This is a genomic window from Curtobacterium sp. MCSS17_011, assembly GCF_003224275.1.
Classification (GTDB): Bacteria; Actinomycetota; Actinomycetes; order Actinomycetales; family Microbacteriaceae; genus Curtobacterium.
Genome location: NZ_QKLE01000016.1, coordinates 58,127 through 73,399, shown reverse-complemented (window position 1 = coordinate 73,399; position 15,273 = coordinate 58,127). Strand labels below are relative to the sequence as shown.

Here is a 15,273-nt window from a genome sequence, read left to right as displayed (position 1 = left end):
AGATGTGTATAAGAGACAGCCCCCGGCGTCAGCCCCGCCCCGGCCGCAGGAACGGCACCCGCGGCATGAGCCAGTCGACCCACACCACCCGCACCCCCGGCGCCACGGCCAGCGCCCACAGGATCGAGGCAGCGGCGTCGGTCGGGTAGTGCACCGCGTCGATCGACACCGCGAAGAACACGATCACGATGGCCACGACCCCCAGCGTCAGGGCGAGCCGGTGCCACCGGGTCTCACGGAGCAGCCAGATCAGCGCGACGACGAACGCCGTGATGTAGACCGTGTGCCCGCTCGGGTACCCGGGGTCGGGCTGCACCGGGAACGGGTGCGGCAGCACGGCGACGTCGGGCCGGGGACGGTGCACGATCTCCTTCACGATCGCGGACGGCACCCACGTGATCGCGATGGTGCCGCCGAACGCCAGGGCCGGCCGCAGGTCGTGCGTGCGCCACCAGATCACGGCGACGACGACGATCGTGATCCCGATCGCCGGTGCCGGACTGATCACGTGGTAGACGGCCGTGCTGAACGCCCCGATGAACCCGGTGTGCAGCGCGTTCAGGGCCTCGGACCATCCGAGGTCCACGGTGCCGAGGGTGAACCCGACGATGGTGATGACGACGACCGCGGCGAGCAGCGCCACGACGGCCACCACGGCCGCGGCGAGCATCACGATCGCCAGCGGCGCCGCGGTGTCCGAGCCACCGATGCTGACGAGCGGGGACACGAGCGCCGCGAGCCCGAACTGCAGGGCACCCAGCACGGCCGAGGCGCTGCCGGCAGCCGACGGCACCGCACCGAGCGCGAGCGCCGTGGCGTTGCCGAGCACCAGGCCGAGTGAACCGACGGCGGTGAAGAGCGGGACGGCGAGCCAGATGACCGGCGCCCCGGAGACGACGAGCAGCGCGAAGGCGACGGTCGACGCGAGCACGAGCACGATGCCGAGCGACAGCACGCCCGTGACCGAACGGGTCGCGGTGAGCTTGGCGGACAGGATGCTGACGCCCATCAGGGCCAGGGCGTTCAGCCCGAAGGCCAGGCCGTAGCCGACCGTGCCGAAGCCGATCATGTCCTGGTACAGGAACGGTGACGCGGAGATGTAGGCCATCATCACGGCGAACGCGAAGCCGAACACGGCGGTGTAGCCGAGGAACGTGCGGGAGCGCAGAGCACGGAGCGCCGAGCCCGAGCCACGGCGTTGCTCGCGCAGGGCGTCGCGGTGTTCCTTCAGGTGGGTCTCGCGGATCACGGCGAGGACCGCGATGAGCATGACGACCGACAGGCCGAGCACGATCGAGAGCAGGCCGCGCCAGCCGATCGGTCCGGTGAGCAGGCCGCCGAGCAGCGGTGCGACGACCGGGGCGACCCCGCCGACGATCATCATGAGCGAGAACGCGCGGGCGGCGGACTTGCCGGTCGCCAGGTCGGAGATGACCGCACGGCTGATCACCATGCCGGCCGCACCGCCGAGGCCCTGCAGCAGGCGGGCCGCGATGAGCACGCCGATGTTCGGGGCGAGCACCGCGGCGATGCTCGCCAGCACGCACACCGCGGCGCCGGCGATCAGCGGCGGCACGCGGCCGAACCGGTCGGACAGCGGGCCGAACACGAGCTGACCCGCGGTCACGCCCACCAGGAACGCGGTGAGGGTGAGCTGAACGGCGGTGGCGCTCGCCCCGAGCTCGGTCGTCATCTGCGGGAACGCCGGCAGGTACAGGTCGGTGGCGAAGGGGGCGACGGCACTGAGCAGGCCGAGCACCAGGAGCAGCGCGGTCGTGATGCCCTGCTGCTTGGTCGTGGGTGTCGCGATCGTCGCGCGGATGGTTCCGGTGTCCGTGGTCATTGTTATGAAAGCATAACTCATCGCCGGAGATCGGTACAGTACGGTCATGCACTCCGCCGTGTCCGACCACGTCCTCGCCGAGTTCGCGGACGTCCTGCTCCGGATCGCGCGTGACATCGATCCGCACGGCTCGGAGACCCTCGACATCGTGCCGCTGACCGGCACCGAGGCGCTCGTGATGCGCTGGATCAACCGCAACCCCGGCACCTCACCCAGCGCCACGGCCGAGGCCACGGCCCTGCAGCGCAGCAACCTCAGCGTCGCGCTCCGGTCGCTCGTGGCCAAGGGCATGGTCGAGCGGCGCCAGGACCCGGCGGACGCGCGGACCGTGCAGCTGCACCCGACCGCCCTGGCCCAGGAGAGTGTCGACCGGCTCTACCGGCACTGGTCCGGCAAGCTCCGCACGGCCCTCGGTGGCGACGAGCGGGGCGCGGTCGAGGCGCTGGAGCTGCTGCAGCGGATCGACGACGGACTGCGCGCGGGCTAGGCGACAGCGTCCTCGGCGGCGGCGGCGGCGGCATCGTCGGCCGCATCGTCCTGGATCGGCAGCAGGCGACGCGCGCCGTGCCCCTCGTCGCCCAGGGCATCGCCCGGGTTCACGACCGAGCAGGCCCCGAGTGAGACGCACCCGCAGCCGATGCACTGCGTCATCTCCTGCTGCAGGCGCTCGAGCTCGAGCTGGCGGGCCCGCAGTCGTGCGCGCCACCGCGCGTTCAACCGGTTCCAGTCGCGCAGCGAGGGCATGCGGTCGGCGGGCAGCGCCTCGAACTGCTCGGCGACCTCGCTGAGCGGGATGCCGAGGCGTTTGGCCACCTGGATGATCGCGATCCGCCGCTCGACGTGCCGCGGGTACATCCGCGTGCCGCCGTCGGTGCGCTCCGGGTGGATCAGTCCCTTGCGCTCGTAGAAGTGCAGGGCCGAGGCGGCGACCCCCGTGCGGCGGACGATCTCGCCGATGGGCAGCAGGTCGGTCGGCCGCGGCGCCGGGATGTCGACCATGGTGGAGATCCTACTGCTGGAACGACTCCCAGAGCAGGAACCCGGTGAACAGCACGAACGGCGTGCAGGCGACCACGTTGAGCCAGCGGTGCTCGACGATCACCGCGGCGAACTCCCGCAGGAACGCACTCGGCACGTAGTAGGCCGCCGTGCGAGCACCGACGACCTGGGCGGGCAGGTCGAGGCGACGGGCCAGGGTCGCGGCCCGCAGCACGTGGTAGTTGTTCGTGACCACGACCATCTGACCGTCCCGGCCGGCGGCCGTCTGCACGTCCCGCGAGAACCGGAGGTTCTCGCGGGTGTTCCGCGACGCGGTCTCCGCGACGACGTCGTCCGGGTCGGCACCGTGCGCCACCAGGTACTCGGCCATCGCGGTGCCCTCGGGGCGGGGTTGGTCGTCGCCCTGGCCACCGGACGGCACGAGGAGCGGGCGGCGTCCGGCTGCCCGTTCGGCCCGGTAGACGCCGAGCGCCCGGTCGAGCCGACTCTGCAGCAGGGGCGGGACCTCGCCGTGCACGAGCCCGGAGCCGAGGACCACGATCGTGTCGGGGACGATGCCGTGCCGCGTCCGCCCGTAGACCACGGAGTACAGGGCGAACGCGACCAGCGTCAGCGCGAAGTACCCGCAGACGAACACCATCAGCACGGCGATCGCGATCTTCGTGCCGTCCCACAGTGTGAAGCCCTCGCCGCTGCCCGAGACGAGCAGGGCGATGGCGACCGCCGGCAGCACGAACACCGCCACCCCGGCGGCGAGCGACAGCAGGTTGCCGACGCTGCGCCCCTCGGCCCGGAGCATCTGCAGGCCGTTCGCCACCAGGGCGACCCCGAGCACCACGACGGCCAGCGGCACGAGCAGCAGCACCACGGCGACGAGCAGGCTGAACCCGGGGACCACCCTGGTCAGCACGGCCACGACCGTCGCGAGCCCGAACAGCACGGCCGCCGTCAGGAACACCCCGTTGCGGAGCATCCGCGGGTCACGTCGCCGCCCCAGGACGTACAGCACCAGGAACAGCAGGGCGAAGACGGGAGCGGCGCCCAGCCCGAGCACCGTCAGCCGACCGCGCGACGGATCAGGTCGGCGACCCGTGCCTCGTCGGCCTCGGAGAACTCGGGGCTGATCGCCCACGACGTCGGCCAGAACGTGCCGTCGTCGAGCGCGGCCGAGTCCTGGAACCCGAGCGTCGCGTAGCGGGCCTTGAACTTCGCGGCGTCCTGGAAGAAGAACACCGCCTTGCCGTCCCGCGCGTAGGCGGGCATGCCGTACCAGAGCTTCGGCGCGAGCTCGGGCGCGACCTCGAGCGCGAGGCGGTGGATGCGCTCCGCCAGCCCCCGGTCCGGCTGGGGCATCTCGGCGATCTTCGCCTCGACTGCAGTCGCGTCGGCCGCTGCCTTCTCGGCCTTGGTGCCCTTCGTGCCGCGGGCGCGCTTGACCTCGGCGGCGTGCTCCTGCATCGCCGCGCGCTCCTCGTCGGTGAAGGTGGTCTCGGTCTTCGTCGTCCGCGCCATCGTCGTCTCCTCGTGGTCTCGTGCACCCATCATGGGTCCGCGAAGCGAAGCATGCGAGGCCGGGGCCAGATCGAGTGCCAGGCTCGTCCCATGACCTACATCGCCAGTGACGACCGCTACGACTCGATGACGTACCGCCGGACCGGCCGCTCGGGCCTCGACCTGCCGCTGCTCTCCCTGGGGTACTGGCACAACTTCGGGGACGACCTGCCCTTCGAGAACCAGCGTGCCATCAGCCGCCGGGCGTTCGACCTCGGGATCACCCACCACGACCTCGCGAACAACTACGGCCCGCCCTACGGTGCCGCCGAGGTGAACTTCGGCCGGCTGATGCGTGAGGACTTCCGGCCCTACCGCGACGAGATGGTCATCTCGACGAAGGCCGGCTGGGACATGTGGCCGGGGCCGTACGGGCAGGGCGGTGGCTCGCGCAAGTACGTGCTCGCCTCGCTCGACCAGTCGCTGCAGCGCACGGGCCTGGACTACGTCGACGTCTTCTACTCGCACCGCCTCGACGCCTCGACCCCGCTCGAGGAGACGATGGGCGCCCTGCACACCGCGGTCCAGCAGGGCAAGGCGCTGTACGTCGGGATCTCGTCGTACGACGCCGAGCGCAGCCGTCAGGCAGCCGAGATCCTCCGCGACCTCGGCACGCCGCTCCTCATCCACCAGCCCTCGTACTCGATGCTCAACCGCTGGATCGAGACCGAGGGGCTGCTCGACGCCGCCGGCGAGCTCGGCTTCGGCGTGATCGGCTTCACCGCGCTGGCGCAGGGGCTCCTGACCGGCAAGTACCTGAACGGTGTGCCCGAGGACTCCCGCGCGGCAGCGGGCAAGTCCCTCGACGCGTCGAGCATCACGCCCGAGGTCGTCGAGCACCTCCGCGCCCTGAACGACGTCGCCGCCGCGCGCGGACAGTCCCTCGCGCAGCTCGCCCTCGCCTGGGCGCTCCGCGACGAGCGGGTGACCTCACTCGTGATCGGTGCCTCGCGGGTGTCGCAGCTCGAGGACAACGTCGCCGCGCTGTCGAACACGTCGTTCACCGACGAGGAGCTCCGCGTCATCGACGAGCACTCGGTCGGCATCACCGACGTCGACCTGTGGGCGGGAGCCCGCGCGGGCGAGGTCTCCTGACCCGAGCGACACGCCGCACCAGTCCCTCGTCTGGTCGCATCTCGTCGCATGGCCGGCCCGCCTCGGCCGGTCGCGACACGTCGCGGGTCGCGCGCCGACCGGTCACGAACTGTCGGCCAGCGGCGCCGCAGGCGACGGCCTGCGACCGCACCGCGGACGGCCGACGGGGTGTCGTGACCGGAGCGGGGGCCCTGGGCGCGTGGCGCGGCGGCCGGGAGGCACGGGGCACCCCACCACGTGCCTCCCGTCCGTCGTCCGGTCGCGACACGTCGCGTGGCCGGCCCGCGCTGGCCGGTCACGACACGTCGCGGGTCGCGCGCCGACCGGTCACGAACTGTCGGCTGGCGGCGCCGCAGGCGACGGCCTGCGACCGCACCGCGGACGGCCGACGGGGTGTCGTGACCGGAGCGGGGGCCCTGGGCGCGTGGCGCGGCGGCCGGGAGGCACGGGGCACCCCGCCACGCGCCTCCCGTCCGTCGTCCGGTCACGACACGTCGCATGGCCGGCCCGCCTTGGCCGGTCACGACACGTCGCGGGTCGCGTGCCGACCGGTCACGAACTGTCGGCTGGCGGCGCCGCAGGCGACGGTCTGCGACCGCTCCGCGGACTGCCGACGGGGTGTCGTGACCGCCGGGACGGCTCCGGACCGAACTCCGCCGGGGCGCGGCCGCCGGTTGGTACCATCGACAGCGTTCGACAACACGCAGTGTGTATCTACCGGCCGCCGGCTCCCCGGCGGACAACGGCGGCACCCGATGGGTCCGCCGCCACCGAACCGGGCGGGCCGAGAAGGCACACCCCAATGCTCCAGACTCGTTCAACCGACGCCCCGCCCGCTCCGGACCGCTCCCTCGTCTCCCTCGCCGGTCGCTGGTACTTCCCGGTGGCGTTCATCGCCCGGCTCCCGTTCGCGATGATGGTGGTCGGCGTCCTGACCCTCGTCGTCGCCGCCCGTGACTCCGTCGCCCTCGGCGGCATCAACTCCGCCGCCGTCGGCATCGGATCCGCGATCTTCGGCCCGATGGTCGGCGCCGCGGCGGACCGCTTCGGCCAGCGGGCGGTGCTCGTCCCCGTCGGCCTGGTGAACGCGGCGCTGCTCGGGTTCTTCCCGTTCGTCGTCAGCGGCACCGCGCCCGACCTCGCCGTCCTCGCGGTCGCCTTCTGCATCGGCGCTTCGGCCCCGCAGGTCGCCCCGATGTCCCGCACGCGGCTCGTCGCGATCATCCGGCAGCGCATGGCCCCGGCACGGCACGAGAGGACCCTCAGCGGCACCATGGCCTACGAGTCCGCCGCCGACGAGACCGTCTTCATCATCGGCCCGTTCCTGGTCGGCATCCTCGCCAGCGCGATCGCCCCGTGGGTGGCCGTCGCCGGCGCCTCGGTCCTGACGTTCGTGTTCGTCACGGCGTTCGCGCTGCACCCGACCGGCAAGCTCGTGGTCGGCCAGCACGCGGAGTCGACGCAGGCACCCGCACGGCAGCTCCTGCGTCCGCGGCTCGTCGTCGTGGTGGTCGGCATCCTCGGCATCGGCCTGTTCTTCGGCTCGACGCTCACCTCGCTGACGGCGTTCATGGAGACCCACGGCGAGGCCTCGCAGGCCGGCCTGCTCTACGGCCTGATGGGCATCGGTTCCGCCGGGTTGGCACTCGGGTCCGCGGCGTTCCCCCGGGCCTTCGGCCTCGGCTGGCGCTGGCTCGTCTTCGGCGTCGTCCTCCTCGCCGGCGCGATCGCGTTCGCCAGCGCCGACTCCGTCGTCGCCGCGGGTGTCGTCCTGGCGATCATGGGCGTCGGGATCGGCCCGACCCTGGTCGCCCAGTACAGCCTCGGCTCGGACCGGTCACCCGTCGGCCGCTCCGCCACCACCATGACGATCCTCGGGTCCGCCGTCATCGTCGGCCAGTCGATCGCCTCCGCCATCACCGGTGACGTCGCCGAGCACCACGGCACCGCCGCAGCGATGCTGCTGCCGGCGGTCTCCGCCGCGATCGTCGTGGTCGCCGCGGTCCTCAACCTGCTGCTCCCGCGTCGGGTCGCGACCGCCTGACCGCGAACGTGACCACCTGACGGAAGGGAGGCCCGTGGCGATGCCGCCACGGGCCTCCGGTCCGTCACCGTCAGGTGGTCAAGAACCGGTCCCGCGGCGGGGTCGCCGCCGCACTTCCGGGATGACGAGCTCCGGTACGGCCCGCAGCATGAACTGGTCGAAGTCCGGCACAGTGAAGGCGGCGAACCCGTGTTCCGGTGTGTACAGGAGGCCCATGTCGATGAGTTCCGCGCGCGTCGGCCCGAGTTGGGTGGATTCTCGGTGCAGCACTCTTGCGACGTCGGAGGCCTTGTGGGCGTCCGGCCCGAGCTCAGCCATCGCGCGGAGGTACGCGGTCTGCAGCCCCGTGGCCCGGTCGAGTCGCACCCGGAAGAACGACCGATCGAGCTTCGTGAGGTAGCCCTCGCGGGCTGCATCGATGTCGTCGAGGGTGATGACTGGGCCGGCCGCGATCTCCCAGGCCTGGTACCCGAGCTCCTGGATGAAGTAGGGGTAGCCCTTGGTGATCTCCAGTGCGAGATGGACCGCGTCCGGATCGTAGGACGCGTCCTCGAGCTCCGCGGGGCGGATGAGCGCCTCTCGTGCGTCGTCGTCGCCGAGCGAATCGATCTCGGGGAACCGGAAGAGCCGCTCTGCGTAGGACTTCGCATCCCCGGCGAGTTCTGCGATCTGGGGGAGCCCAGCCCCGACGAAGGTGATCGGGAGTTTCCGCTGCACGGTCTTGTGCAGGGCTTGGATCAGCGCTTCGAGCTGCGCGGACCGCAGGAACTGCACCTCGTCGACGAGGATCGCGACCCCGCGTCCGTGCTCCTGTGCGGCTTCGCCCAGCGCGACGAGCACGTCGGTCAGGTCCAAGGCGAGATCGCCGTGGTCAGCGAGTCCTTCAGCTGGCTCGACGTCCCAGGTCATGGACCAGGTGCCGTCCGGGGCGACGGACATCCCGAACGCGGTGAGGACTTCGGCTGCTCGACGTGCACGGTCCGTCCACCGTTTCCGCGGAGAGATCTGGAGCAGGGCTGATCGGAGCAGTGAGGCGATCGTCTGCCGGAACTGGCCGTCGTCGTGTTTGCTTGCTTCCAGTTCCACGACCTCCCACTTCGCGGTCCGAGCAAGGTCGGCGAACTCGTTGAGGAGCACCGTCTTGCCGACGCCGCGGAGCCCGGTCATGATGAGCGACTGGTCGGTGCGTCCTCGGGAGAGACGTTGCAGGAGTACCTCGAAGGCCCGCGTGTGCTCGACGCGCCCGGCCACGATCTCCGGAGTGGCGCCTGCATTGGGCGTGTAGGGATTCCTGACGCTGTCCACTGCGGCAGCTTATCGAGTTTAGACCGCTTTAGTCATCGCACATAAAATGAGATAACGCTTGTAAACGGTCAGGACTCCGTGTCGTCGACGAGCAGGTCCTCGTGCCGGTAGTCGTCGGCGCGCAGCCCGGCGCGGGCGATCATGTGCGTCGACACCGGCACCAGGAACAGCTGGAACACCATGATCGGCAGCACGACCCAGAACGCCGTCCACGTCCACACCGCGACGACGATGGCGGCCAGGGCGAGCGCGAGCCCGAGCACCTGCGGCTTCGCCATCGCGTGCAGACGGACGAGCGGATCCGGGAACCGGACGATGCCGACCCCGGCACCGAGCGACAGCAGCGATCCGACGAGCAGCAGCCCGATGGCGATCCAGGCGCGGATGCCGGCGTCGTCGACGAACGACTCGATGATCTCGATCACGGCTGGTCCTCCTCGGCACGCTCGGGGGTGGTGACGGTCAGTCCCTCGTCGGACGGGTCAGCCGAGGGCGTGACGGCCCGGGCCACGGCGACCGTGGCGAACACACTCGTCGCCGAGATCACGACGAGCACGGGGATGCCGGTCAGGTCCTGGCGGATGACCATCGCGGCGGCGATCACCACGAGCACGGTGGTCAGCACCATGTCGGAGCCGATCATGCGGTCGAGGATGGTCGGCCCGCGCACGATCCGGTAGACCGCCAGCGCCAGGGTGGCACCCAGCAGGGCGAGGACGAGCACGATCGCGATCCCCATCACGACGACGGCGGGGCTCACCGGGTCACCTCCGGCAGCGGCTCGGACAGCTCGGAGACGTCCTGCTTCGACCCCAGTGCGCGGATGACCATGGCCTCGATCCGGAGTGCGACGCGGCGTTCGTCCTCGACCTGGTCCAGGCGCTCGGTGTCGAGCACGTGGAGCAGCAGGCGCCGTCGCCGCAGGTCCACGTCGGCGACGTACGAGCCGGGCACGAGCGAGATCGCGAGCGTGGCCAGCGTGAAGGTCATCTCGGACGTGGAGTGCAGCTGCACGAGCGTGATCGAGCTGCGCCGCACACCGCGGGGACGGAACGCGACCCACGCGACCCGGAACGACGCCACGACGACGAGCCCGGACCACACGACCAGGAACCGCAGCACGTGCACGATCGAGAACCGTGCGGACAGCGGGACGGGCGGGAGCGGCAGCGCCTGGGTGACGAGGAGTGCCACGACGATGCCGCACAGCAGCGTCAGCGGGGTCCACGACCCCCAGAGCAGCGCCCAGAGCACGGTGAGTCCCGCGACGAGGGGCACGTCGTAGCGCCACGCCAGTGCGATCCGCCTGGCGTTGGAGATGCGGCGGACGTCGGTCATCGTCCACCTCCGAGCACGGCCTGTACGTAGCGGTCGGGCGACTCCAGCGACTCCGCTGCGCGGGTCGCGTAGCCGTAGAGCGGGCCGGCGACGACGGTGAGGGCGACGGACCCGAGCACCGCGATCGTCGTGACACCGACGAGCATGCGCGGCAGGCGCACCTTCTCGGGAGCCTCGCCGATCGCCTCGGACGCGCCGGTGGTCGGACTGGAGGCACGGGTCGCGTGCGGTGCGTCGGTGACCGTCACCGAGCCTCCCGGGTGGTACGCCTCGCCCGTCTCCTCGGAGACGGTGAGCGGAGCCGGTTCCGGCGACCGCAGGTGGGCGTGCGGTTCGGCGCTCGTCGCATGTGGGGCGGCGGCCTCGGCCGCAGGCTTCGGCCGCCAGAAGGCGGCGTCCCAGACCCGCATGAGCGCGTACAGGGTGAGCAGCGAGGTGACGACGCCGGCGCCGATGGTGACGTACGCCATCGGGGAACCGTCCTCGGCGGCGGCGCGGAACAGGCCGAGCTTGCCGATGAAGCCGGAGAACGGCGGGATCCCGCCCAGGTTGAACGCGGGGATCAGGTACAGGGCGGCCAGCAGTGGTGCGGCCTTCAGCAGTCCGCCGAGCGACCGGGTCGAGGTCGTCCCGCCGACACGTTCCATCAGGCCGGACACCAGGAACAGCGTGGTCTGCACGACGATGTGGTGCACCGTGTAGAACACCGCGGCCGCCGTACCCGCGACGGTGCCGAGGCCGACGCCCATCACCATGAAGCCGATGTGGCTGATCAGCGTGAAGGACAGCAGCCGTTTCACGTCGGTCTGCGACACCGCGCCGAGCACCCCGACGACCATCGTCAGTGCGGCGACGACGAGCAGCACCTCGTTGAGTTGTGGTCGCGGGAAGATCACCGTCTCGAGCCGGATGATTGCATAGATGCCGACCTTGGTCAGCAGGCCCGCGAAGACCGCGGTGACCGGCGCCGGGGCCGTCGGGTACGAGTCCGGCAGCCAGAACGCCAGCGGGAACACGGCCGCCTTGATGCCGAACCCGATCAACAGCATCGTGTGCAGGAGCAGCTGGACGTGCTCCGGCAGGTCGGCGACGCGCTCGCTGATCTGCGCGATGTTCACCGTGCCGGTGGCGCCGTAGACCAGGCCGATGGCGGCGAGGAAGATCGCCGACGCGATCAGGCTCGTGACGATGTACGTCGTGCCGGCCCGGACGCGCTGCTCACTGCCGCCCAGGGTGATGAGCACGTAGCTCGCCACCAGCAGCATCTCGAACGCCACGTACAGGTTGAACAGGTCACCCGCGATGAAGGAGTCGAGCACGCCTGCGGCCAGCACCAGGTAGGTCGGGTAGAAGATCGTGACCGGGGCGTCCTCGTCGTCGGCGGCCAGCCCCTGGCCGATCGAGAACAGCAGGACGAGCAGCAGGACGCTCGCGCTGACCGTGAGCAGGAGCGCGCTCAACCGGTCGACGACGAGCGAGATGCCGTACGGGGCGTCCCAGCCACCGACCTGCACCACGATCGTGCCGTGCCGGTCGACCAGGACCATGAGCGTGGCGGCGACCGCCAGCGCGACCACGAGCACCACGACGGTGATCGCGCGCTGGAGCTTCTGGTGCCGGAGGAGTCCGAGCGCGACCGCGGCACCGAGCAGCGGGACGAGGACGAGGAGCGGGACGAGCCAGGTCATCGGGTCGCCTCCTGTTCTGCGTCGGTGGTGGTCTCCGGGTCCTCGTCGGCCGGTTCGTCTCGCTCGCGACCGATGGCGACGTCGGCTTCGTCGACCTCGACCTCGTCGGCGCGGGACAGCTGCCACGACCGGTGGATCAGGGCCAGCAGGAACGCGCTCACGGCGAAGGTGATCACGATCGCGGTCAGGGCGAACGCCTGGGGGAGCGGGTCGGTGATGCCCTCGGCGCTCGTGCCGATCGGGGGGTCGCCCGCGGCGCCGGACATCACCAGCAGCAGCAGGTTGAGCGAGTTGCCGAGCAGCAGGAAGCCGAGGAGCATCCGGGTCAGGGAGCGTTCGAGCAGCAGGTAGACGCCGCACGAGAACAGCACCGCCATCGCGATCACGAGGACGAGGGTGACGGTCATGTGGCGCTCCCTTCCGGGGTGGGGGCATCGAGCGCGTCGCTGACGGACCCCTCGGTGGTGTCGCGGGTCGGGGTCGAGGCGTCCTCGAGGCGCTGCCGGTCGACCTCGGCGCCGAGACTGCGGAGGACGTCGAGCACCAGGCCGACGACGACCAGGTACACGCCGATGTCGAAGAACGTCGCGGTGACGAACTCGACGTGTCCGAGGATCGGGACCGTGGCCTCGAAGAACTCGGAGTACAGGGCTTCGCGGCCGAAGAACAGCGGCACGATCGCCGTGATGGCGGCCGTTGCGACACCCAGGCCGAGCAGGCGGCCGGCGCGCACCGGGGCCGCGGCACCGAGTTCGGCCGGTCCGCCGGCCAGGTACCGGGCGGCGAGCGCGATGCCGGCGACCAGGCCACCGGCGAACCCGCCGCCAGCCGAGTTGTGCCCGGCGAACAGCAGGTAGAGCGACAGCACGATCAGCCCGTGGAACAGCAGTCGGACGACCACGTCGAGCAGTGCCGAGCGGCCGGTCGGGATCGCGGCGCTCGTCGGCAGCCAGGCGCGGGGCTCACCGTCGGTGCGCTCGCCGTTCGCGGTCAGGGTCTCCGGCAGGTCGCGCAGCCGGGGCAGGGTGTCTTCGCGCGAGTTCACGAAGATCAGGCTCGCGACACCGGTGGCCGCGGCGACCACGACGGTGAGCTCACCGAGGGTGTCCCAGCCGCGCAGGTCGACGAGCGCGACGTTCACGACGTTCAGACCGTGCCCGAACGAGCTCGTCAGTGCGGGCAGGTCGAGCCAGAGGGGGCGTGCTGTGCGGGCGGAGGCAGCCACGACGACGACGATCGCCAGCGTCAGCCCCGCGAGCCCGGCGAAGAGTGCCCGCACGACCCGGAACCGCGACGGGTTGGTCGTCGCGATGCGCGGGGGCAGCCGTCGGAGGACCAGGACGAAGGCGATGAGGGTGACCGTCTCGACCACGAGCTGCGTCAGGGCGAGGTCGACGGCACCGTGCAGGACGAACAGCACGGAGAGGCCGTAGCCGGTGACGCCGACCAGGACCGCGGCGGCGAACCGGGTCTTCGCCGTGAGCACCGCGATGCCGGCGATCGACATCACGATCACCACCGGGACCTGGCCCCACGAGTCAGCGAACCGGACGTGGAACTCCCACGGACCGCCGAGCACCAGGTTGGCGAGCGCTCCGGCGACGAACACCGAGAGGATCACCGTCAGGTAGTAGGGGAGCGAGCCGCGCTGCAGGCTCGCGGTGAGTCCGGTCGCGCCCCGGTCGAGCAGTCGCATGCCGTGCCGGTAGGTGCCCGCGGCGCTCGGGAACCCGGCGAGCCGGTGCTGGAGCGCCTCGACCGGGCGGCGCAGGGCGAACAGTGCGAGGCCGCCGACCAGGGTGATCGCGGACAGGCCGAGTGCGGGTTCGAGGCCGTGCCAGAGCGCGAGGTGCGGGACCTCCTCGCCGCCGAGCGCTGCCGTCGTCGCCGCGGGCTCGATGCCGTCGGCGACCACCGGGGTGAGCAAGCCGAGTGCGAGCCCGGCCAGCGCGAGCACCGAGGGCACGACGGCGAGGCCGTGCAGGGCGTGCGGCTCGTTGGTCGCGACGCCGGGCTTCCGGGCGAAGGCACCCCACAGGAACCGCAGCGAGTAGGCCACGGTCAGCACCGAACCGACGGTCACGCCGATCAGGGCGAACCAGGCCCAGCCGGCGTCGGGGCCGTGCAGGGACTCGATGAACCCGGTCAGCACGGCCTCCTTCGCGACGAACCCGATCGTCGGCGGGATCCCGGCCATCGACACCAGCGCGAGCACCGCGACGACCGCGAGCCACGGGCGGGCACGCCCGAGTCCGCTGAGCCGGCCGAGGTCACGCGTGCCCGTGACGTGGTCGATCGCGCCGACCACGAGGAAGAGCGTCGACTTGAAGGCGGCGTGGGCCACGAGGAGCACGACCCCGCTGAGGGCGACCGCGGGGGCACCCCAGCCGGCGGCGAGCACGAGGAACCCGAGCTGGGCCACGGTGCCGTAGGCGAGCAGGAGCTTGAGGTCGGTCTGCCGCAGCGCCCGGTACCCGCCGACGAGCATCCCGGCGACGCCGAGCAGCGTGATCGTCTCGCGCCAGCCGTCGAGCAGCGCGAACGCTGGGGCGAGCCGGGCCACCAGGTAGATGCCGGCCTTCACCATCGCCGCGGCGTGCAGGTAGGCGCTGACCGGGGTCGGGGCAGCCATCGCGGCGGGGAGCCAGAAGTGGAACGGCACGATCGCCGACTTCGTGAGCGCTCCGAGCAGCACCAGGACCACCGACACCGAGACGACCGTGCCGCTCGGGGGATCGGCGACGATCGCGGACAGCGAGGTCGTGCCCGCCGTGACCGAGAGCATCACGAGGCCCGCGAGCATCGCCAGACCACCGGCGGTGGTGACGACCAGGGCCTGCATGGCGGCGGCGCGGCTGGCACGCTTCGCGGCGTCGTGCCCGATGAGCAGGTAGGAGAAGACCGTCGTGGCCTCCCACAGGACGAACAGCACGATGACGTCGTCGGCGATCACGAGTCCGTACATCGAGCCGGCGAAGGCGGTCAGGACCCCGGCGAACCGACCGAGCCCGGGTTCGTCCCGCTCGAAGTACGAGGCGCAGTAGACCAGCACCAACGCGCCGACGATCGACACGACCAGTGCGAGCACCCACGACAGGGCGTCCATCCGCAGCGTGACGTCGAGGTCGAGCTGAGGGACCCACTGGTGCCGTTCGACGACGCTGCCGTGCAGGGCGGCGTCGGTCTGGGCGGTCGTCAGCACCGCCGCCGCGGCGGGGGCGAGGGCCGCGACGTAGAAGACGCGGCGGCCGAGGACGGGGGTCAGGGCGGGGACGATCAGGGCGACGATCGCGAACGCGACGAGGACGAGGACCATCGGGCACCTCCTCGGGGTCGGGCTGCAGTCCGGCTCACTGGGCTCTCACAGCTTACGAAGCGACCCATGTGGAGAACCTGTGCGGCCGGACAGC

General features: G+C 71.4%; 14 protein-coding genes. 3 read left to right on the top strand and 11 right to left on the bottom strand.

The window, feature by feature from the left end:
- Positions 1-28: 28 nt before the first annotated feature.
- Entirely contained in the window at positions 29-1,843 is a 1,815-nt protein-coding gene (locus DEJ17_RS11940) for a Bcr/CflA family efflux MFS transporter (RefSeq protein WP_181421152.1), read from the bottom strand.
- 46 nt (positions 1,844-1,889) lie between these two features.
- Between DEJ17_RS11940 and DEJ17_RS11935 the strand changes: the two genes are divergently transcribed.
- A complete protein-coding gene (locus tag DEJ17_RS11935) occupies positions 1,890-2,330 on the top strand; it encodes a MarR family winged helix-turn-helix transcriptional regulator (protein WP_258366787.1) in 441 nt (146 codons plus the stop codon).
- On the opposite strand, the gene soxR is transcribed toward DEJ17_RS11935, so the two are convergent.
- The 3 genes from soxR to DEJ17_RS11920 are packed head-to-tail and all read right to left on the bottom strand — an operon-like array spanning position 2,327 to position 4,354.
- Positions 2,327-2,842 (bottom strand): redox-sensitive transcriptional activator SoxR, encoded by a 516-nt coding sequence (gene soxR, locus DEJ17_RS11930; RefSeq protein WP_110894121.1) that lies wholly within the window; start codon positions 2,840-2,842, stop codon positions 2,327-2,329. The genes DEJ17_RS11935 and soxR overlap by 4 nt on opposite strands.
- Before the next feature lie 10 nt (positions 2,843-2,852).
- Positions 2,853-3,896: a YdcF family protein gene (locus DEJ17_RS11925; RefSeq protein WP_258366786.1), complete on the bottom strand. Its 1,044-nt coding sequence runs from the start codon at positions 3,894-3,896 to the stop codon at positions 2,853-2,855.
- A 2-nt stretch (positions 3,897-3,898) separates the two neighbouring features.
- Positions 3,899-4,354 (bottom strand): iron chaperone, encoded by a 456-nt coding sequence (locus DEJ17_RS11920; protein ID WP_220033644.1) that lies wholly within the window; start codon positions 4,352-4,354, stop codon positions 3,899-3,901.
- A 90-nt stretch (positions 4,355-4,444) separates the two neighbouring features.
- Between DEJ17_RS11920 and mgrA the strand changes: the two genes are divergently transcribed.
- Both mgrA and DEJ17_RS11910 read left to right on the top strand, forming a co-directional pair.
- On the top strand, positions 4,445-5,488 hold the full coding sequence (mgrA, locus tag DEJ17_RS11915) for an L-glyceraldehyde 3-phosphate reductase (RefSeq protein WP_110894118.1): 1,044 nt from the start codon (positions 4,445-4,447) through the stop codon (positions 5,486-5,488).
- Between the two features lie 802 nt (positions 5,489-6,290).
- On the top strand, positions 6,291-7,532 hold the full coding sequence (locus DEJ17_RS11910) for an MFS transporter (RefSeq protein ID WP_110894116.1): 1,242 nt from the start codon (positions 6,291-6,293) through the stop codon (positions 7,530-7,532).
- A 78-nt stretch (positions 7,533-7,610) separates the two neighbouring features.
- Here the strand turns inward: DEJ17_RS11910 and DEJ17_RS11905 are convergent, their stop codons facing one another.
- The 7 genes from DEJ17_RS11905 to DEJ17_RS11875 all read right to left on the bottom strand — a co-directional run bounded on the left by DEJ17_RS11905 (position 7,611) and on the right by DEJ17_RS11875 (position 15,179).
- Positions 7,611-8,837 (bottom strand): ATP-binding protein, encoded by a 1,227-nt coding sequence (locus DEJ17_RS11905; protein ID WP_110894114.1) that lies wholly within the window; start codon positions 8,835-8,837, stop codon positions 7,611-7,613.
- Positions 8,838-8,905: 68 nt separating this feature from the next.
- Positions 8,906-9,262 carry a monovalent cation/H(+) antiporter subunit G gene (mnhG, locus tag DEJ17_RS11900; protein ID WP_071245814.1) on the bottom strand — a complete coding sequence of 119 codons (357 nt, stop codon included), beginning with the start codon at positions 9,260-9,262 and terminating at the stop codon, positions 8,906-8,908.
- The gene (locus DEJ17_RS11895; RefSeq protein ID WP_110894112.1) at positions 9,259-9,597 is read right to left on the bottom strand and encodes a sodium:proton antiporter; all 339 of its coding nucleotides are present in this window, start codon (positions 9,595-9,597) and stop codon (positions 9,259-9,261) included. Before DEJ17_RS11895 ends, mnhG begins: the two co-directional genes overlap by 4 nt.
- Positions 9,594-10,175 (bottom strand): Na+/H+ antiporter subunit E, encoded by a 582-nt coding sequence (locus DEJ17_RS11890; RefSeq protein ID WP_110894109.1) that lies wholly within the window; start codon positions 10,173-10,175, stop codon positions 9,594-9,596. Before DEJ17_RS11890 ends, DEJ17_RS11895 begins: the two co-directional genes overlap by 4 nt.
- Positions 10,172-11,863, bottom strand: coding sequence for a Na+/H+ antiporter subunit D (locus DEJ17_RS11885; RefSeq protein WP_110894107.1), 1,692 nt, complete (start codon positions 11,861-11,863; stop codon positions 10,172-10,174). The genes DEJ17_RS11890 and DEJ17_RS11885 overlap by 4 nt, the downstream gene beginning before the upstream one ends.
- Positions 11,860-12,270, bottom strand: a complete 411-nt coding sequence (locus tag DEJ17_RS11880; RefSeq protein ID WP_110894105.1) for a Na(+)/H(+) antiporter subunit C — start codon at positions 12,268-12,270, stop codon at positions 11,860-11,862. The genes DEJ17_RS11885 and DEJ17_RS11880 overlap by 4 nt, the downstream gene beginning before the upstream one ends.
- Positions 12,267-15,179: a Na+/H+ antiporter subunit A gene (locus DEJ17_RS11875; protein ID WP_110894103.1), complete on the bottom strand. Its 2,913-nt coding sequence runs from the start codon at positions 15,177-15,179 to the stop codon at positions 12,267-12,269. Before DEJ17_RS11875 ends, DEJ17_RS11880 begins: the two co-directional genes overlap by 4 nt.
- Between the last annotated feature and the right edge of the window lie 94 nt (positions 15,180-15,273).

Coding starts and splice junctions, on each gene's coding strand:
- DEJ17_RS11940 (WP_181421152.1), bottom strand. CDS start 1,843: ATGACCACGGACACCGGAACCATCCGCGCGACGATCGCGACACCCACG.
- DEJ17_RS11935 (WP_258366787.1), top strand. CDS start 1,890: ATGCACTCCGCCGTGTCCGACCACGTCCTCGCCGAGTTCGCGGACGTC.
- soxR (WP_110894121.1), bottom strand. CDS start 2,842: ATGGTCGACATCCCGGCGCCGCGGCCGACCGACCTGCTGCCCATCGGC.
- DEJ17_RS11920 (WP_220033644.1), bottom strand. CDS start 4,354: ATGGCGCGGACGACGAAGACCGAGACCACCTTCACCGACGAGGAGCGC.
- mgrA (WP_110894118.1), top strand. CDS start 4,445: ATGACCTACATCGCCAGTGACGACCGCTACGACTCGATGACGTACCGC.
- DEJ17_RS11910 (WP_110894116.1), top strand. CDS start 6,291: ATGCTCCAGACTCGTTCAACCGACGCCCCGCCCGCTCCGGACCGCTCC.
- DEJ17_RS11890 (WP_110894109.1), bottom strand. CDS start 10,175: ATGACCGACGTCCGCCGCATCTCCAACGCCAGGCGGATCGCACTGGCG.
- DEJ17_RS11885 (WP_110894107.1), bottom strand. CDS start 11,863: ATGACCTGGCTCGTCCCGCTCCTCGTCCTCGTCCCGCTGCTCGGTGCC.
- DEJ17_RS11880 (WP_110894105.1), bottom strand. CDS start 12,270: ATGACCGTCACCCTCGTCCTCGTGATCGCGATGGCGGTGCTGTTCTCG.
- DEJ17_RS11875 (WP_110894103.1), bottom strand. CDS start 15,179: ATGGTCCTCGTCCTCGTCGCGTTCGCGATCGTCGCCCTGATCGTCCCC.